The 17,696-nt window shown below is 60.6% G+C and carries 15 protein-coding genes and 2 pseudogenes; 9 read left to right on the top strand and 8 right to left on the bottom strand.

Annotated features, from left to right (window positions below; genetic code table 11):
• Positions 1–60: 60 nt before the first annotated feature.
• The 4 genes and pseudogenes from KTH_RS32655 to KTH_RS32640 all read left to right on the top strand — a co-directional run bounded on the left by KTH_RS32655 (position 61) and on the right by KTH_RS32640 (position 2,296).
• Positions 61–750, top strand: coding sequence for a hypothetical protein (locus KTH_RS32655; RefSeq protein WP_497623129.1), 690 nt, complete (start codon positions 61–63; stop codon positions 748–750).
• Positions 731–928, top strand: coding sequence for a helix-turn-helix domain-containing protein (locus tag KTH_RS32650; RefSeq protein WP_497623127.1), 198 nt, complete (start codon positions 731–733; stop codon positions 926–928). The genes KTH_RS32655 and KTH_RS32650 overlap by 20 nt, the downstream gene beginning before the upstream one ends.
• A gap of 488 nt (positions 929–1,416) precedes the next feature.
• Positions 1,417–2,031 (top strand): annotated as a pseudogene (locus KTH_RS32645) (sigma-70 family RNA polymerase sigma factor); the annotation flags it as partial.
• Positions 1,991–2,296, top strand: a complete 306-nt coding sequence (locus KTH_RS32640; protein WP_497623125.1) for a helix-turn-helix domain-containing protein — start codon at positions 1,991–1,993, stop codon at positions 2,294–2,296. The pseudogene KTH_RS32645 and the gene KTH_RS32640, both read left to right, overlap by 41 nt.
• Positions 2,297–2,319: 23 nt before the next feature.
• On the opposite strand, the gene KTH_RS32635 is transcribed toward KTH_RS32640, so the two are convergent.
• Complete coding sequence (locus KTH_RS32635; protein WP_497623123.1) at positions 2,320–2,508, bottom strand: hypothetical protein; 189 nt, start codon at positions 2,506–2,508, stop codon at positions 2,320–2,322.
• Positions 2,509–2,889: 381 nt separating this feature from the next.
• Between KTH_RS32635 and KTH_RS32630 the strand changes: the two genes are divergently transcribed.
• Positions 2,890–3,312 carry a hypothetical protein gene (locus tag KTH_RS32630; protein WP_497623121.1) on the top strand — a complete coding sequence of 141 codons (423 nt, stop codon included), beginning with the start codon at positions 2,890–2,892 and terminating at the stop codon, positions 3,310–3,312.
• A gap of 369 nt (positions 3,313–3,681) precedes the next feature.
• Here KTH_RS32630 and KTH_RS32625 read toward each other — a convergent pair whose 3' ends face one another.
• The 3 genes from KTH_RS32625 to KTH_RS32615 all read right to left on the bottom strand — a co-directional run bounded on the left by KTH_RS32625 (position 3,682) and on the right by KTH_RS32615 (position 5,002).
• Positions 3,682–3,843, bottom strand: coding sequence for a hypothetical protein (locus KTH_RS32625; protein ID WP_170143019.1), 162 nt, complete (start codon positions 3,841–3,843; stop codon positions 3,682–3,684).
• A gap of 112 nt (positions 3,844–3,955) precedes the next feature.
• A complete protein-coding gene (locus KTH_RS32620) occupies positions 3,956–4,165 on the bottom strand; it encodes a hypothetical protein (RefSeq protein ID WP_497623119.1) in 210 nt (69 codons plus the stop codon).
• Positions 4,166–4,732: 567 nt separating this feature from the next.
• Positions 4,733–5,002, bottom strand: a complete 270-nt coding sequence (locus tag KTH_RS32615) for a hypothetical protein (RefSeq protein WP_497623117.1) — start codon at positions 5,000–5,002, stop codon at positions 4,733–4,735.
• A 532-nt stretch (positions 5,003–5,534) separates the two neighbouring features.
• Between KTH_RS32615 and KTH_RS32610 the strand changes: the two genes are divergently transcribed.
• Both KTH_RS32610 and KTH_RS32605 read left to right on the top strand, forming a co-directional pair.
• Positions 5,535–6,164, top strand: coding sequence for a hypothetical protein (locus KTH_RS32610; protein WP_497623115.1), 630 nt, complete (start codon positions 5,535–5,537; stop codon positions 6,162–6,164).
• A gap of 374 nt (positions 6,165–6,538) precedes the next feature.
• Positions 6,539–7,450 (top strand): bifunctional DNA primase/polymerase, encoded by a 912-nt coding sequence (locus KTH_RS32605; protein WP_497623113.1) that lies wholly within the window; start codon positions 6,539–6,541, stop codon positions 7,448–7,450.
• A 114-nt stretch (positions 7,451–7,564) separates the two neighbouring features.
• Here KTH_RS32605 and KTH_RS32600 read toward each other — a convergent pair whose 3' ends face one another.
• Positions 7,565–8,464: a hypothetical protein gene (locus KTH_RS32600; protein WP_497623325.1), complete on the bottom strand. Its 900-nt coding sequence runs from the start codon at positions 8,462–8,464 to the stop codon at positions 7,565–7,567.
• 279 nt (positions 8,465–8,743) lie between these two features.
• Here KTH_RS32600 and KTH_RS32595 point away from each other — a divergent pair.
• Positions 8,744–9,742 (top strand): annotated as a pseudogene (locus tag KTH_RS32595) (DUF8437 domain-containing protein); the annotation flags it as partial.
• A 15-nt stretch (positions 9,743–9,757) separates the two neighbouring features.
• Positions 9,758–13,696, top strand: a complete 3,939-nt coding sequence (locus KTH_RS32590; protein WP_497623311.1) for a helicase-like domain-containing protein — start codon at positions 9,758–9,760, stop codon at positions 13,694–13,696.
• Positions 13,697–14,094: 398 nt separating this feature from the next.
• Here the strand turns inward: KTH_RS32590 and KTH_RS32585 are convergent, their stop codons facing one another.
• The 3 genes from KTH_RS32585 to KTH_RS32575 all read right to left on the bottom strand — a co-directional run bounded on the left by KTH_RS32585 (position 14,095) and on the right by KTH_RS32575 (position 17,667).
• A complete protein-coding gene (locus tag KTH_RS32585; RefSeq protein WP_497623111.1) occupies positions 14,095–14,937 on the bottom strand; it encodes an ATP-binding protein in 843 nt (280 codons plus the stop codon).
• Positions 14,938–14,939: 2 nt separating this feature from the next.
• On the bottom strand, positions 14,940–16,838 hold the full coding sequence (locus KTH_RS32580; RefSeq protein ID WP_497623109.1) for a MarR family transcriptional regulator: 1,899 nt from the start codon (positions 16,836–16,838) through the stop codon (positions 14,940–14,942).
• A gap of 88 nt (positions 16,839–16,926) precedes the next feature.
• On the bottom strand, positions 16,927–17,667 hold the full coding sequence (locus KTH_RS32575; protein ID WP_497623107.1) for a hypothetical protein: 741 nt from the start codon (positions 17,665–17,667) through the stop codon (positions 16,927–16,929).
• Between the last annotated feature and the right edge of the window lie 29 nt (positions 17,668–17,696).

Genomic DNA, 17,696 nt, shown 5'->3' with positions numbered 1-17,696 from the left:
TGAAATCGAGCAATCAGCCCAAAGCGCTCAGAAAAGTGAAAAATGACAGGAGGATGCAAAATGAAACACAAGCAGAAACCAGTCAGGGTTCGGACGAATCTCCCCGAAGAGGTCTTTGCTCTCCTGGGCCATCACGGATGCGAGATCCGGTATAGAGATGCAGAGTTTGCTGAAATCCAGTATCCAGACCATGCTCTCAAGTTCCACAAAGAGTATCGGCCTCATCAAGAGCATGTCTCCCGGGTAGAGATAGCGAAAATTGAATTTGAAGAGATCTATGAGCCAGCAACAGAACTGACGCGAATAGTGGTAGACCCATATTATGTCAATCGCTTCGCCGCCGCGCACAATGACAAAGTGCGAAAAGCGCGAGGATTGTTGGAAGCTAAAAGACAGCAGACAGGAGAGATACAACTCCCTCAGTCACTACTCCCAGAAATACGGGCCTTTTTGAAACATCATGGCTGTCAGCTCTCTCGCCATGAAACGGGGGGCTTCTCCCTCCGATATCCAGAACACACTGAGGTGGAGTATCAGGGAACGAAGGGGCAAAAACATATACTGTTCGAGGTGATCTTCCCTGATGGAGAAAAAATACAGACCGTTTTGAATCGCAACAACAGAGAAATTTCACCTCTGATTCAAAGTGATGTGCTTCGAGCATTTTGTCACGCCCATTGGGAGATGGTCGCTCAGGAAAAAGAAAGAGCTCAAGGAGGAGAAGAGACACATGAAGCAAACGAAAAGTAAGCTATTGACCGTTGGTGAGGTCGCGAACATCTTGAGGGTAGATCCCTCAACGGTCAGGCGCTGGATCAAACAGGGGAGCTTGGAAGCGGTGCCTCTCCCAACACAGGGGAGAGGGCAAAGGCTGACGCATAGAGTAGAAAGATCTACCATTGAGAGAGATTTTCACCTCTCGCTCTAGGCTTGTTCTCTTCGTCACATCGTCAAATCGGGGAGTTCTGTAACAGAGCTCCCTGCGTAGAAAGGGGAAACTGGTATGGGTAAGACATTGAAGGTGACGAAAAAATTAAAAACGGTGTAGAACGAAAAGAGATTCACTAAGAGATCATATATGAGAGAGGATGAAAATCGATCGAAAGAACTCTATCTTTCAATACCGAATATTCCGGCAAATTATCGGAAAAGAATCCGCTTGTATGTCGATGGAAAAATGAGTGCAGCATTTCGAGAAAGGTTGGGATTGCAATGACGGACCTGGAAATTATGAGCGTATACAAACAAGACATACAAAGGTATCCATTGCTTCGTCCAGATGAGGAGGCAACATTCATTACGAGATATCGGAATGGGGATAGAGAAGCAGGAGAATATCTCATATTATGTAACCAGAGAATCATCATACAAATAGCTTCACGCTATAGCAGCATTTTTCAATGAGATAGAGAGGACCTTATTCAAGAAGGGAATATTGGTCTCATTGATGGCATTCATCGCTTTGATCCTTCAAAAGGGACGCGTCTCCTCACCTATGTCGTCGACTGGGTTACACAACGCATCACGCGGGCGGCGCGAACAGCAAAATACACAGCCCGCTTGCCTGAAGGGCTGCACGAAAAACTGCTCCGTGCCGAGAAAGTCAAACAAAAACTCAGAGAGAAGCGAGGAAGAGAGCCAAGCCTGAAAGAGATTGCAGGCGAACTCAAGATCAGTGAGGGGCTTTTACGGATGGGGTTGGCAAGGATCCAGCATCCAGACGTGCCTCTTGAGAGGCTGTACACGGTTCAAGATGAGGTATCGACTCGTGACGAAGAAGCCGTCCTGGATGCGGAGCAAGAAAAGCAATTGAGAGCGGTCATCAGGAAGTATCTCCCAGATGAGCGAGATTATCGAATAGTGTGTATGCGCATTTTCGATCAAAGAACGTTTGAGGATAGAGGCTTTGATTTCGGGCTGACAAGAGAACGAGTTCGACAAATCTGCGAAATGGCATACAAAAAACTCCGAAGGTATATCCGCAGAAAGAGTGACGGAAGTCTCAGACTTCCAGGTGAAAAGGATCTATAAGGAGGCTTCTCTGTTCACTGGCAAGCAGGTGAGGAGCTACCGCCGCTCACGCGGATTGACCCAAGAGCAGCTTGCAAGCGTGCTCGGCATAAGCAGGGCAGCAATTGCCAAGATGGAACAGGAAAACCGGGTCATCAGAGATATTGGCATGCTTAAGGCGCTTCAGAACGTGCTCGGCATCCCTTACAACAGTATCGGGTTCATTCCCATTGAAGTATTTCACGACCTGGAACAACACGCGAAGCAAAAGGCTGCGCCCTCATGAGGGCGCAGCCTCGCTTCTTTGATTCACTCCCCCAATCCAGCAGCTCCATTTGAAAATGCGCCACAAGTTCGTTTCGCGCCCGCATACGCTATTCCTTGATCTGAAATAGAAAATGCCATTTTTACTATTTTACCAGATAACGTTAAGAAAATAGAAAAATCAGTGAAATGTGAAATATTGTCACAAAAAATAGGATATTTAGGTCTTATCATTTTTATTGAGCAATAGATATACTTTCTCTAGTGCGCACGAGAGAAGAGAGGCCTCCAATAGTACGCGTCGTAATCTCTCACACAAGCAAGAAAGGACTACATTCATGGGTAAAAAGGTTTGCATTTTCTGCAAAGGAGCGGGATCGGTCACATGTCCAACTTGTAGAGGAACGGGATGGGTTGGTGATGACGAGTGCCCAACCTGTGATGGGAAGCAAGACATAGAGTGTGCCACTTGTGATGGTACTGGACTGGTTGATGATGACTGATCGTCTCTAGATCCTCTTTATACAGACGGTGGTGGGGGATAGGCCGAAAAGCCTATCCCTCCCTCTTTTTCTTGACTACCCTCCTTACACTGAAAAGAAAGGAGGGTTTTCTATGGCGACGTGGGAAGAGATGGCTTCTACGTTTTCGCGTGTAACAGATACGTTGGGCACGAAGATTGACACAGGAATTTTTGACACGGTTGTCGCCCTCAACATGCTCGGCATCCCAACAAAGCAATCGTGTGAAGGACATCTGGATTGGGGGGTCCCTTACCCCTGGGTTGCTCTCCAGGGCGAAAAGGAACACTGTTTGCGACTCTATCGGTATCTTTCAGCTTTCTACGCGCAACACCCTCTCTCCCTGGATACCGTGCTCATCCTTCACGGGATTCGGCTGTGCAGCAATGGAGCCCGGTTTCACGAGCACTTTTCGGGGAAGGAGCGTGAGCAGAAGCTTCGCCAGTATCAGGATGAAATGCAGGCTTTCACCCAATTTCTGAAAACCCTGTGTTCGGCGCCAGATCGCTCAATATGAGAATGAAGAGAAGGATCCACCTCGTGGGGAAGATTTCCCTGCGGGGCTTTTTCTTTGGCTGCCGACTGGAAAGCACCATCTGTCCACCGTGTCCGTACCTCGTGCAACGCTTTCCTTCTCAACACCTCCGATGAGCCGTTGCCACCTGATACGTTCCCCATCTCGCTGGTTTCACGCCGCACCCACCCACGACACAGAAGGCTGTCACCTCCTCTCTCCTCGAAGCACGGACCGCAGGGCCAGGCGTGATGCAAGCAAACAGCAGGCACTCGTTCAAGCAATCCTCCACGGGCACGGAAAAGGAAAGATTACTACTGCAATGCTTGGAATGAATGACGAAGGACGTGAAAAGCAGGCATCCATCGTCGATCACGTGTTCTGAAACATACCATGAACCGAACGGAACGCATGATGTTCGACATGGACACTTTCCTGACCATTCGGTCTGTCATGAGCGATGGTTGTTGTCACATCTTGGTGCCAGCAGTACCAGTGAGGCCCGATCACAAACCGAGTCTCTTGCGTTCCCACGTGCGCCCATTGGCCCTTGTGAACCAGTGGATCGCTTCCAATCTGAGCGGAATTATTTCCGCTTCACCGGACAGTCTCTACCCGCTGCCACACCTCAGCCAGTTCAACTGTCTCATGCGTAACCTGCCCCGAGCGGCTGCGCCTGATACAGGTACAGACTGAGCGTCTGCAAGAAACTCCCACCAGCTCTGGGGGGAATTTCGACGGCGGTCCCCACTCGATGCAGCCGGCGAGGGAGAGCGGGCGAGCAGGCAGGATACCGTGCCCATTGGCGAGCCGCCTTCGTCTGGGCTGGGAGGAAGGTATGTACCCATCCCGCCACATAGGGCCATCACCAGTAACGAGATTGCCTCGGCTCACTGCACCGATCTCATGCTGCCTGACTTTTCTTGTCTGCTCGCCATACACCGCCTGCGGGGCTACCCGAGGTGGGAACAGCGCCCAGCCAGTCTCCCTGGCCAATCGCAGCTTCGCAGGAGGACGCAAGCAGCATCTGTTGCAAACACTGGAAGCGCCGGTCGTGCCCCCTCCCAAGCTCGCTATTGGCTTGATCGCCCAAGGAGTGCGGCGAAGCGGCAGGCGTCTGTCAACCGATGGCAGCAGGTGGAGACCGTGGTTACAAAACTGCTCAGTTTTTCCGACTCCAAACAGGAGCGATCACATCTCCTTGCAAGTCTGTATGCCTGGCTGGCCTTACATAATGTCTTCCTCTGGCAAAGGCCACCAAGGGACGACCACGTTGGCCTTTGCCAGGTTCGTTGTCTGAGGTTTCCAATGTGTTTCACACACCAAGCCGTTGAACAGAGCGAAAGAGACATTCGTTCTCAGCCATATGGTGATCAGCACACGTTTCATTGAAGACGCTCCCCCCTTACGCCTGACCTCGCCCTCAAACGTTCGACGACAAGAGCATTTCTTTTTCTCGTGTTTTTGGTCTCTTTTTGGGGGAGAAGCCAGACGAATTTGCCCTCTTCCCGCCGCCTGAGAAGCCATCTTCTCGTTTTTGGTCCGGATGAGCGCCGCGCATCCGTTTTCCTTTGTTCACTCTCCCGTTTTCCTTCTTCCATCTCTTCTCGCACCCGTTTCTCTTCCCCATATCAAAAACTCTTACTTTCCTCTCTCCCCTCTCTTCCAGCAGCTCACCCAGTTTCCAGGACAACGCCGCTCATTCCCCCCTCCCCTTCATGGTCTCGCCGATCCGTTTGTCACTCCCGGTATACTGTCTGTAGAGACATAAGTCCTTGCCGCCGGGACGGTTTGGCGGTCGGTCCTCGCTGTGGGGACGCACACACAGCAACTCCCTGTCGCCGGGAGGATGAGGCGACTGTCTCTTCGCTTTCGGGACACATCACAGCGGTCCCCCTCGGTCAGGACGCCTGCCGTCTCGCTCGCTCCTAGTGGCGCGCGACACCGCATAAAGCTGCCTCACCGATCGGACACGCGAAAGCGATCCCTGCTACCGGGATCATGTGGTAGCCCCGCCTGGACACACATACCGTCTCCAGGCACCCTGCTGGCTGGGGAGACACCAGCAGCTTCTTTGTGCAGTCTCCCAACAAGATGGTCGTTTGAAGCAAGAAGGAAAGGAGGACACAGGATGTAAAACCCTGAGATCGCAGGTTGGTGCGTTCCGCTCCAGCCAGGGGACATGCTGTCCTCCTTTCCCTCTGTTCGAAATGGAGAGGAGTCCTATGGCTCGTCAGCATCCTCGGTTCGCACCTCGTCGTCGTCGTCACCAGCACGTGACACCCGCCTCTCAGGGAGCATCATCGCCCCTGCGGCTGCTCGAAGCAGAACTCCACCGGCTCACTCAGCGGACGCGGGAACTGAAGGCTGCTTTGCAGCAAGCTCATCACCGCATCCAGCACGCCGAACAGGAGGCCCAGGCTCAACGCGACGCACAGCTTCTCGCGCTTCGTGAGACCGTGCACACGCTCTATGAGCGCCTGCACACGCAGATCCAGCAGGAGCACGCCTTCTGGCAATCCCGCCTGCGCCGGCCACTGGCCAGCACATGGCTCGCCTTCTTCTTCGGGAGCATCATCGGGGATCATCGGACTGAAACGGTGATCCATGCCTATCGCGAGCGGTGTCTGCGTCAACAGAACACGCCCTCCGCGGCGGTTCGGGAGCTGACCCGCAAGCTGCATCAGACAGAACGCCTGCTGCACCGCATCCAGCAGCAACCGCTTCAGGAGAGCAAGCAGTTGCGGCAGGCTCGGTCCGAGGCCTTCGAGCTCACACGGCACCTTAATGCCGTTGAGCGACAGATGCAGACCATCCGTCTCAAACTGGTGGAGCTGCGCATCCGCCAGTCCTGACAGCATGCTGCACGACCTCGAAAGAGATCGTGCTCTTTATGCTGCCCGCATACCCACCGCGCGCCCCCCTTCCTCGGCGCGGTGCAGCCTGTTCCCACCATCTCTCTCACACCCTGCTTCACCCCAGATCTCCCAACCATCCACCCGCATGTACAGGACATCCCTCCCTCTGCCAGCCTGGCACGAGGTTTCTCAGCATGTCCTGCATCCAAACACCCGCAAACGCTGTTCCCTTGCCCCCTGCTTCGCGGAGCAGGGGCTTCCCGAGAAAGAAAGGAGTTGTTTGCTCACATGTCCCAGAGAACACGATCTCCTCGCGAGATCACCCCTGCCCTGCGGAGACGGTCTCACAACGGACCGTGGGAGGTGCAGCCATGCTGAACGCGCCTCCTTTGCCCCGGGCGTCCTTTCTGAAGGCGGCTTTCCCGCACACCTGTCGGGAGGCCGCCTTCTTCTATGCTCGCCACGGTCTGCCTGTGTTCCCTGTCAACGGCAAAGTGCCCTACCCGCGGACCCGCGGCTTCCATGAAGCCACCACTGACGCGGAACAGATCTCCTGGTGGTGGCGGCGCTGGCCTGAGGCCAATGTTGCCATCCCGACCGGCTCTCCCTCGGGTTGGACGGTGCTTGACATCGATGGGCGCCATGATGGCTTTGCTTCCCTGCGGCACCTGCAAGCCATGCTCCAGCATCGCTTGCTTGACCTGCACCAGGCGCCGTATGCCGTGCTTGCCACACGCATTGCCCATACCGGCTCCGGACGGCATCTTGTCTTCCGCTCCCCGGATCCACATCTACGCTGCACCGTCCAGTTTGCGGGCCTGCCCGGCATTGATCTGCGGGGTGAGGGCGGATACATTGTTGTCCCGCCCTCGCTGCATCCCAATGGGCGGCACTATCGCTGGCACTCGTTTGCTCCTATCGCCCCCTTTCCCTCGCTGCTGCTTGATCTCGTGCGCCAGCGCGAACGGTTCCGGCGCCTCGCACTGGCACGCTCCCACCCTGCCCTCTCCGCTCCATCGCAGCAGCCAGCGAGCACGCGAGGCGCTCAGAGCATCACCCCAGACGACTGGCTTGCGCGAGCGCTGCAACGGGCCCGCGTCGGCACCCGTCACACCTGCGCGCTCTGGCTGGCCTGTCGGCTGATTCAACAGGCCCGGCTCACGCCCGCGCAAGCGGAGCCCTACCTGCGCGCATACGCTGCGCGTGTTCCAGGCGCCGGGCACGACTACCCGGTCTCCGATGCCCTCCGTTGCTTGAGCTGGGCCCATGCCCAGCTCTCCTAAGCGTTCCGATCCCTCCTGAAGCCCTGCCCCCGCCGGGGTGGGGCCGTTTCTTTTGTTCATCTTTTCCACATGAAAGGAACACCGATCATGAAACATATCACACCCGATTCCGTCTCACGACAGACCCTTCCCGCATCCGTTGCTCAGACCCTTGCCTGTATTGAGCTTGTCCAGCAGCTCCGCGAGACCCAACGCCCACCCACCCCCGAGGAACAAGCCCTGCTCTCCCAGTTTATGGGCTGGGGCGCGCTTGCTCCCGCCTTTGAACCCACGCCTCGCGAGCACTGGCAGGAGATCGCAGCCCGTCTGCGCTTGGTGCTCGGTCCCGAGGACTTCACGGCTGCCAGCGCCGCAACCCCCACCTCCTACTTCACCGATGCCCCGCTCATTCGCGCCCTCTGGCACCTGGCTGAGGGACTCGGCTTCACCGGGGGCCGCGTCCTCGAACCCGGCTGTGGCAGTGGCGCCGTCCTTGCCGCAGCTCCGCCTCAGCTCTCCCTTTCTACCACCGGCATTGAGCGCGACCCCTTCTCGGCTGCCCTGGCTCAACTCCGCTGCCCGCAGGCACGGATCCTCTGCACACGCCTGGAACAGGTGATCATCCCCGCTCACAGCTACGACCTGGTGATCGGCAACGTCCCCTTTGGCAAAATCCCCATCTCCGATCGAGAGACTGGAGGCCATCGCTTCCCTCTGCACACCTACTTCCTCTGGAGGGCCTTGCAGGCCCTGCGTCCGGGCGGTCTTGCCCTGCTCATCACCTCCCGCTATACCCTTGATGCCAGCAGCCCCGCACACCGTGCCGCGTTGGCCGAACAGGGCTGTCTCCTCGGCGCGCTCCGCCTCCCTGCCGGGGCCCATCGTGCCGCCGCCACCGAGGTCGTCTCGGACTTGCTCATCCTGCAAAAGCGCGCCGCGGCCTGCTCCTGGCAGGGCTCCCCCTGGCTCCAGACGACGGAGGCACTGCTGCCGGGTCTCGCCCTCAACGAGTACTTTGCCCACCATCCTCAGCATCTGGTGGGCACTCCCTCCCTCACGCGCAACCAGTTCGGGGATCCCACCTTCACCTTACGCGCCCCGCAGCCCTTCGAGGCTGCATTGGAACAGGCCGTGTGCGCCCTGATCGAGGAGATCACCGCGCAGGGGGGCGGCTCTCTGCCGCCACACGATTACACCCGGTTGGACCCCGACCTCCTGCTACAGCGAGCCGACGGGCGCCAGGAGCGCTCCTACCATCTGCTGGACGGTCGTCTCGTTCAGGTGCTTCACGGGGAACTGGTCCCCGTCACGCGGATGAGCGCTGAGCTCACCGCTCTGGTGCAGTTGCGCGAGGCCACGCGAGCGCTCCTGGAGGCCGAGCGCGACCTTGACCGGCCCGATGAGACCTTGCTGCCCCTGCGGCAGCAGCTCAACACGCTCTATGATGCCTATGTGGCCAGCTATGGCCCACTCCATCGCGCCACCCTGATCCAGGGCACCCCCGACCCCGAGACCGGGGAACCACGCCTCTCCCGTCGGCGCCCGGCTGCTCTGGCCGCCTTTGCGCAGGATCCTGATGCTCCGCTGGTGCTGGGGTTGGAGCGCTATGATGCTGCCACCCAGCACGCCGAGAAAGCCCCGCTCTTCTTTGAGCGGGTGCATGCGCGTCCGCAGCGCAAAACGACCGCCGACACCCCGGCAGAAGCGCTGGCCCTCTGCCTGGACGAGTGTGGAAAGCTTGACCTGGCGGTGATCGCCCGCCTGCTCTCGCTCCCGGTGGAGCAGGTGCCGGCCGCTCTGGACGACCTCATCTATGAGGATCCCGTGCGCGGCGGCTGGCTTCCCGCCTCCGAGTACCTTTCCGGCCAGGTTGCCATCACCCTCGAGCAGGCCCGCGCCGCCGCCAAGCGCGAGCCTGCCCGTTTCCAGCGGAATGTGACCGCCCTGGAAGCGATCCAGCCCGAGCCCTTGCTGCCCGAGGAGATCACGGTGCGGCTGGGTGCCCCCTGGATTCCGCCTCGGGTCATTGCCCAGTTTTGCCGCGCCACCTTTGGCGCGTTCCCCCAGGTGAGTCATGTCCCTGTGACGGGCACCTGGCATGTCTGGGTCGAGAAAAGCGCCACCACGACCCCGGCAGCGACCAGCGCGTGGGGCACCGCCCGCCTGCATGCCTATGCCCTCCTGGAAGCCGGCCTCAACAAGAAAGCCCCGGTGGTCTACGACCTCACTCCGGATGGCACCTCGGTGAAAAACAGCGAGGAGACCCTGGCGGCCCAGGAGAAGCTGCGGGCGATCGAGGCCCGCTTTGCCGAATGGATCTGGGACGATGTGGAGCGAGCCCGGGAGCTGGCGGCCATCTATCATCGCACCTATACCGCCTGGGTACCGCGCCACGACGATGGCGCTCATCTCAGCTTTCCGGGGATGAGCGCCCGGTGGCAGACACAGCTCTACCCCTGGCAGCGCGACTTTGTCTGGCGCATGGTGACCTCTCCGGCCGCGCTGTGCGCCCATCCGGTCGGAGCGGGCAAAACCACCACCGAGATCGCCGGGGCCATGACCCTGCGCCGGCTGGGGTTGGTGCGCAAGCCCGCCATCCTTGTGCCCAACCATCTGCTGGAGCAGATCACGGCAGAGGCCCAGCAGCTCTATCCCGGCGCGCAGATCCTGATGGTCTCCCGCGAGGAGCTGAGCCGGGAGAAACGCCCCCTCTTCGCCGCTCGTCTTGCCACGGGCACCTGGGATCTGGTGGTGCTGACCCATTCGGGCTTTGCGGCTCTGGGCGTGCATCCCGACACCGAGGCTCGCTTCCTCGAAGCCCGCGTGACCGCCTACCGCGAAGCACTGCTCTCCCTGGAACGCGAGCCCCACGAGCAGGAGGATCGCGCCGCCCGTCGCAGCATCAAGCAGCTCGAAACCCAGATCGAGCGCATGCGTCAGCGGCAGCAAGCGCTCCAGGAGCGGCCCCACGATGGCGGGGTCACCTTTGAGCAGCTCGGCATTGACTACCTGATCGTCGACGAAGCTCACCTCTACAAAAACCTGGGGCTGCCCTCCAACCTGCCAGCGTTGCAGGTGCGCCCCTCCACACGCGCCTGCGATCTGGAAATGAAGCTGCGCTGGCTTCAAGAGCACAACGAGGGCCGCCCTTTCGCCGCCTTCTTTACCGCAACCCCGCTCTCCAACTCCATGGTGGAGGCCTTTGTCTGGGGCTGGTATCTGCGTCCGGAGCTGCTGCGCGCCTGGGGCCTGGAAACCGTCGATGCGTTTGCTTCCTGCTTCATCGACTTCGAGACCCGCGTCGAGGTCTCTCCCAACGGGGCCTCGTTCCGCCTCTTCCGCCGGCCCGCCCGCTTCCTCAACCTGCCCGAATTTCTGGCCCTCTTCTCCCAGTTTGCAGATCTGCGCAGTCCCGAACTGCTGCATGGCCTGCGCCCGAGCAGGATTGAGCGCACCATCGTCGTCGAGCCAGATGCGGATACGCAGGCCTTTGTCGATACCCTTGTCGAGCGCTGCGAGGCGATTCAACGGGGCTCTCCTCAGTGGATCGCCGGGCGGCTGGATAACATGCTCTGGGTCACGACGCATGGTCGGATGGCGGCCCTGGATCTCTCTCTCGTCGGCGAGCGAGCTGCCCGTTCCCCCAAGCTCGAAGCGGTGGCCGCCCAGATGCTCGCCGTGTACGAGCGCTGGCAACGGGAGGCCGCCTTCCTGCCCGGCGCCTTCAAATCCCTGCAAATCGGCTTCTGTGACCTGGGCACCCCGGATGCACAGGATGACAAGCTCTATGGAACGCTGCGGCGCTTGCTGATCGCCGGTGGCATCCCGGCCCACGGCATCCGTTTCATCCATGAGGCCACCACCGATCAGCAGAAAGCCCACCTCTTCGAGCAGTGTCGCAACGGGCAGGTCGCCATCCTGCTTGGTTCTACTGCGAAATTGGGCACCGGCACCAATATTCAGACCCGCGCCGCCGCCCTGCATCATCTCGACGCCCCCTGGCGGCCTGATGAGGTAGAACAGCGCGAGGGCCGCGTCTGCCGACCCGGCAACCTCTATCCCCAGGTCGAGCTCTTCCGCTACGTGCAGGAGCGTACCTTCGATGCCTATAGCTGGCAGGTGCTTACCACCAAAGCGGTCTTCTTTGATCAGGTGCGCGTCGGGCGTCTCAGCGAGCGCACCACCGAAGAGCTGGGAGCCCATGCCCTCTCCTATGGCCAGGTCAAGGCGGCCGCCACCGGGGATCCGCTGGTGCTTGAGCAGGCTGAGAGCGCGGAAGTGCTGGCGCAATTGCGCCGCTTGCAGCAGGCCCATCGCCGCGCGCGGGCGCGTGACGCACACGAGGCAGAACAGGCCCGCGCCGCCGCCCGGCGGACCCGCATCGAGGCCCATCAGCTCGCGGCGATCGCCCGGCAGGCCGAGCAGGCCCCGGCCGGGTTGCGTCTGCCCTCGGGACAGCTGCTGACCGCCCGGGAGGAGATCGCCGAGTTCATCGCGCTGCGGGTGCTTCACCAGCTCACACAGAACAAGGGCTGGGAGAACCTGGGCCACTGGCAGGACTGCGAGTGCGCGGTGCGCCTCCGACAGCAGGAGCGCCGCTACACCATAGACCTGCTCTTTGGCAGCAGCGATTCCGCTCCTTGCGTCTCGCTGGCCTCGACCTGGCTGGCCCAGGGGCAACGCTGGCGCATCGTGGAGGCCCTCACCCGGTTTACCGCGACCGCAGCTGCCCAGGCCGAGCGCCTCCGAGAGACGGCTGAGCGTCTTGAGGCGCGGGCGGCCCGCTTTGCCGCGCAGGCCGCCGAGCCCTTTGCGCGCCAGGAAGAGCTGCACCGGGTCCGTGCTCGCCAGCAGGCCCTCGACCGCTATACCCACCTGGTGGCCGAGGCCAAAGAGCAGCCCGAGAAAGCGGCAGAAGCGGCGCGGCTGCGTACCTCCTTGCTCGCAGAGAGCACCAGCCACACCGCCGCGGTCACGGCAAGCCCAATCCCGACGGAGACGCCTGCGGCCTTGCTCCCGCCACGGGTCCCCGCGACGCTACCAGCATCGGAAGTCCAGACTGCCAGCACCAGTGCTTCACAGCGCGAGGTGAGAACGCTTCCCTCTCCCGCGTCTGTGGTTCCAGCTGAAGCGCATCCCAGGTCACCGCAGCCGGCCGTCAGACCAAACGCATCGCATCCACCGAAGCAGCGCACCAGAGCCAGGTCAAGCACGCCCGTCGAGCAATACCCTCCGGCACAGGTCTTAACGGCTGAGGCCGCGGTTCCCAGTGAGGTCCTGGCAGAGAGGACAGCGCATCCCAGGTCACCGCAGACGACAACCAGACAGGCAGGGTCACAGCGACCCGGACAGAAGGCAAGCCGAGCGACGACGCCTGCATCAGCAGGACCACGCCCCCGACGGCGGGCAACTCAGGGTGCGGCTTCCGGTCCTGCTGGCGAGACAACGCCTGCTCCAACGACCACATCAGCACAAACAGAACAGCGCCCTCCTGTCATCCCTGGATCACGCGCTACCCTGGTCTTTGGCAACCCGGAGCACATCCAGCAAGTGCGTGCCGCCTCTCAGCGGAAACCGCGCTCATCTAGGCGGCAGACCGAGCAAGCGCCCACATCTGCCGGGGCAGGGCACCGAGCGCAAAGCACTCCGGTCCCGCAGCAGGCTCAGCGCTCCGTGGCGCGGATACGCACGCCATCATCGCAGGCAACGGAACATGCTGCCGCAGCCCAGCAGCAGCACCTGTCCCACCGTCGCTGCACGGACACGGTTTCCACACCACGGGTATCACTCCGCTTTGGTCATCCAGAGCATGTCCAACGGCTACGGAAACCATCTCCCAGGCGCTCACGGCGCACCTCGACGACTCCTGCCGAGGAACCCCCCGGCCTCTTCACGCTCCTGCTCACGACAGCCGAGGACGCAATGAGCAACTCGCAGCAGATGCTCGTGCCATCCTCTGCACCTGTCGACCAGCAGGGGCGCGCTCTCAGGCGCTCGGGGCACGCGAGCACTGGTCCCCTGGCAGAAACCACGCTCCCTGCTCCCTCCCAGACGAGCGATCTCCCTTCGGCCTCCGACCGCTCACATCAGCGGTCACATCCGTCGGTTTGTCCGGGAGCGCTCGTCTTTGGGAAGCCTGAACGCCCTCTGAGAACCCGCAGGCGGGCACGCAGCACCCAGGAAGTGAGCGGGACCATCTCTCAATGTCCGTTCTGGACCGAGACGGACACGGAAGAGCATCCCACGTCTCTTCCTCCCAGACGCTAGTGAAAGCAGGCGTGCTCACGCTCCGGCGTGAGTCCCGCCTGCCTGCATCTGCACGAACCATCGGAGGTCCACACGTCTCGCACACAGCGTCACGACCATCCCGTCTGGACGTCCATGCACCTTTTCTCCTGATCAGCCAGTCAAGCCACTGCTTCCAGTCTCCAGATACAAGCAGCACTGGCAGCTGCACGCTGATCTCCTGCGTCCATCCCTCTCCAGAACCAGGCAGTATCCCTGTCCGGCTCTGGAGAGCCTTCCCTCCCTCAACAGCTTCTCCGCATCCGGGCTCATCTCTCCTCGCACCAACCATGCCTTTCCCGCTTTTTTGCGTTTTGGCCCTTTCCACTCAGAAGACTTCTGTCCACACGCCTCCACGCGCAGCAAGCCCGCAGTCATCCTCAAGAGTGCTCACGCTCACCCAACGCCTGTCTTCCACTCAGACACACGCGATAATCCTGCGCCTCATCCATGAGGATCTGTCTCACCAGCTCCCGATCATGCAAACGCGAGACAATCCGATGGTCTATCCCCTCCAGCGCCATCCGGTTCGAGGTGATCACCGTTGGCAGCATCGCGTTGTAGCGATGATTGAGCAGCTGAAAGAGCTTCTCATTGGCCCAGGGCGTCCGATGCTCCGCCCCCAGATCATCGAGCACCAGCAGCTCCACCTCCCGGACGCGCGCAAACAGCTCATCATAGGTCGCCGGCGCATTGGGCGCAAATGCCGAGCGCAAATGATCCAGCAGATCCGGCACCGTCAGAAACACCACTCGCTCCCCGGCTGCCAGCCGCTCATGTGCAATCGCCACTGCCAGATGCGTCTTGCCACAGCCATAGGATCCCAGCAACACCAACCACCCTGCTGGCTGTTCGGCATAGGCGAGCGCCGCTGTATAGGCCTCTGCCACTCCCGGCAGACTCGCCTCAAAATGCTCAAAGGTCGCTTGCCTGTACCTGGGCAACGTATCCAGCCGCGAGAGCTCTCGCAACAGGGCCGCCTCTCGCGCGTGTTGTGCTTTGCGCGTGCACACACAGGGGAGAGCCTTGCCAAACTGCGGATGGCCAAACGGAACCTCCCGCCGCACAAATCCCGTCCCCCGGCACTGCGCACAGCGCTCCTCTGAAGCCTGCTGCGGCCCCTGCCCAGGCGAGAGCATCGTCACCTGCGGCGGCCGGGTCCGCCATGTCGAGCGCGCCACCAGCGCTCCCAGCGATTCCAATCCGTGATCTCGTCGTTCCATCCTCATGCACTCCTTCTCTGCTGTGTTTCACGTTCACGCACGCTCATCCCTTTGATGAATCGCAGCCCCTCCACGGCCTTGCTCACCAGCACCTGCCCCGCTTCGCCGGCAGGCGTCTTCCAGCGCAAGCACACCTGCCACCCGCTCTCGGTTGGCTGTGCCGCACTCTCCAGATGCAGCCCCAGGGAAGCCGCCTGTTGCGCCAGGATCGTGGCAAGCTGCTGAGCTTGTCGCTGCGTCAGTCCGCTCGAGTGCGGTGGTTCCTCTCCTCGCATCTCACCACGCCTCGAAAGTTGCTCACCCGGCTGCGAGACACAAGGGGGCTGTTCCTGCCCTTTCGCCACGGCTGCCGTCCGCTGCCTCTGTCCAGCGGAGTGCAATGGTTCCGTCTGAGCACGAACAGGGGCCATCAGGGGGTGTTCAACGGATGGGATGCGAGAAGCAGGCTGTTCCTGCCCTTTCGCCACGGCTGCTGCCCGCTGCCTCGCCATCACCGCGTAGGGGATCTGCTCCTGCACCTGCGACGGGCAAGAGCGCTCCATAGGCACCCGGAGCCGCAGCTTCTGCTGCTTGAGATGCTCCAGAAAGGCATGAACTCGATAGCGTCCATGCGAATCCCGATGCACCAGATCATGCACATGCACCTGCTCCCCTTGATGCGTGCGCCGCCAGTATGCGTCCGAGCCATGCGCCCAGGCGGCCTCGATCTCCTGCAAACTGACCTTCGGTTCCAGCGTGAGCAGGCGCGCCGCCGCCCGCAGTTCATGCCCACGTTGCTCCCGCGAATACTCCTTTCCCCGTAGCCGCTCTACCAGCGCCACGACGGCCTCGGCTTCAAGCACCTGCACGTCGCGAGCACCGTGGGACCGCCAGCTCCCCTCTCTCGCTTCGGCTTCAGCGGGCTGTACGGTCGACGCCGACAGCGCTGGCACCGCTTCCCCGGCCATACCAGGAACCTGGATAGTTTCTTGCTGAACTTCAGCAGCAGCAACGACAGATGACGTGACACGGGGAGAGAGCGGGGGTTGCTTTCCCTGGTCCCCCTCGACACCTGGAGCGGCAGAGAGCGGAGTGCGCTCCACCCATGTGCTCGTTTTGCCACTTCGTCCTTGAACACCAAGCGCCTCATCCAGGGGAGAAACAGCAGCAGCCCCCTCCCTCTCTGCCAGCACATTGCTCTGCATGATGACAGAGGAAGCTGCTTCTTTTGGCTCTTGCTTTTCTCTTTCTTCTTCTCTTTTCTCTTTCTTATATGGGCGCCAATGTGGAAGGGGGGTGCCGCCATTTTGGAAAGAGGTCTCGCCATTTTGGAAGGGGGTGCCGCCATTTTGGAAAGAGGTCTCGCCATTTTGGCAGGGGGTCTCGCTCTCTTGGACAGAGGTGCCTCCATCATGGACAGAGAAGCCATCAGCACTCTCGCTCATCCCCTCCTGCCAGAAGAACCGATGCGGGTCCGCCACATGCGGCAAGGCATCCAGCGCCTGCTGAATCGCCTCCACCTGGAGCTGATAGCACGCCCGGCCCAATGGATCCCCTGGCTCCTGACGCACCTGCACATACCCTCGCCCCGTGAGCCGCTTGAGCGCCCGCCGCAGCGTCGTCTTACTCATCGAGAGCGGCTGTCTCGCTCCTCCCACTTTCGCCGTATCAAACTTGTAGAGGCGTGAGAGCAGCTGGGCCTGCGAGAGCCGTACCCATCCCGACGGCTCCGCCGGCACCACACGTCCCATCTGCCGGGCGGCAGCAGCCTCTTGCAGCCAGCGCTGCCGCTGCATCTCAAGCTCACCTTCCAACACCCGCAAAATCTGGGCCTCCAACTCATCCCGGGTCAGCAGCACATATTCCAACCGCACCATCAAAAACATCCCATAGGGAAACCGAAACAGACGCTCCCGCTGCATATACCGCTTCTCCTCTCTGTCAACTCCGTTCACAACACTCGCGCTCGAAGGCCTGCATGTCCAGGCCCTCGAGCATTATCAGACCCGCTTAGCGCGGCTCGTCCGGCTCACGCTCCTGCTCACGCGCCGCCTCATACTGCTCCAGCTTTTTGGCATACCACAGGCTCTCACAGCCCATGCAGCGCCCTTGTAGCAGGTAGAGACGCGGCCGGCTCAGGGAGGCCGTGATCACCGCTCGGTGCGTCAGCGGCACCACAAAGGGATGCTTCCCCCCACAGAAGATCGGCGCCATCAACTGCACTTCTGTCTCTCCTCGCTCCAACTCCGCGACTTCTTCCGCCTGCTCGATCAGGAGCTGATCCAATGAGGCACAGATCCTTCCCAGCGCGTCCCGAGAGAGCGGTCCTACCAGCTGCGCATACTGCTCAAACGTCATGCGCACCAGGACGCCCCCGGCACTCATCAGCTCCAGCTGGGGTGGCGGAGCATCCAGAGGCGCAATCTGAAGCATGCGGGCCGAGACCCCATCCACAAAGAGCCGGCCGTCGCGGCGGACTATCGGCACCTGATTGCCTGCCTCATCTTGAAGCACCAGCACCCGTTCTTCTGCTCGCTGTTCATCCTGATGCCCTGGCATCGGTTCTTCCTCCTCTGTCGTGTGTTGCTCTGACGGTTGCTCCTCGGTCTGGGCCTGTTCCTCCACCACGCTCGATCGCAGCGTGTCCTGCGTCATCTCCTGCTTCTCGGGGCGCGATGCGCGCTCCTTCCGTTGCCGCCTTCGCAGGCACGTCCAGCGTGGCACCCAGCACTTGCGTTTCTTCTGCATCATTCTTCCTCGCTTTCTCTTTCTCCAACTTC

Source organism: Thermosporothrix sp. COM3, from assembly GCF_059696735.1.
This window is presented reverse-complemented; position numbering and strand designations above follow the sequence as displayed.

Coding starts and splice junctions, on each gene's coding strand:
- KTH_RS32605 (WP_497623113.1), top strand. CDS start 6,539: ATGCTGAACGCGCCTCCTTTGCCCCGGGCGTCCTTTCTGAAGGCGGCT.
- KTH_RS32600 (WP_497623325.1), bottom strand. CDS start 8,464: ATGCTGAGGATGGTGGGCAAAGTACTCGTTGAGGGCGAGACCCGGCAG.
- KTH_RS32635 (WP_497623123.1), bottom strand. CDS start 2,508: ATGATAAGACCTAAATATCCTATTTTTTGTGACAATATTTCACATTTC.
- KTH_RS32585 (WP_497623111.1), bottom strand. CDS start 14,937: ATGGAACGACGAGATCACGGATTGGAATCGCTGGGAGCGCTGGTGGCG.
- KTH_RS32655 (WP_497623129.1), top strand. CDS start 61: ATGAAACACAAGCAGAAACCAGTCAGGGTTCGGACGAATCTCCCCGAA.
- KTH_RS32630 (WP_497623121.1), top strand. CDS start 2,890: ATGGCGACGTGGGAAGAGATGGCTTCTACGTTTTCGCGTGTAACAGAT.
- KTH_RS32610 (WP_497623115.1), top strand. CDS start 5,535: ATGGCTCGTCAGCATCCTCGGTTCGCACCTCGTCGTCGTCGTCACCAG.
- KTH_RS32575 (WP_497623107.1), bottom strand. CDS start 17,667: ATGATGCAGAAGAAACGCAAGTGCTGGGTGCCACGCTGGACGTGCCTG.
- KTH_RS32650 (WP_497623127.1), top strand. CDS start 731: ATGAAGCAAACGAAAAGTAAGCTATTGACCGTTGGTGAGGTCGCGAAC.
- KTH_RS32580 (WP_497623109.1), bottom strand. CDS start 16,838: ATGCAGCGGGAGCGTCTGTTTCGGTTTCCCTATGGGATGTTTTTGATG.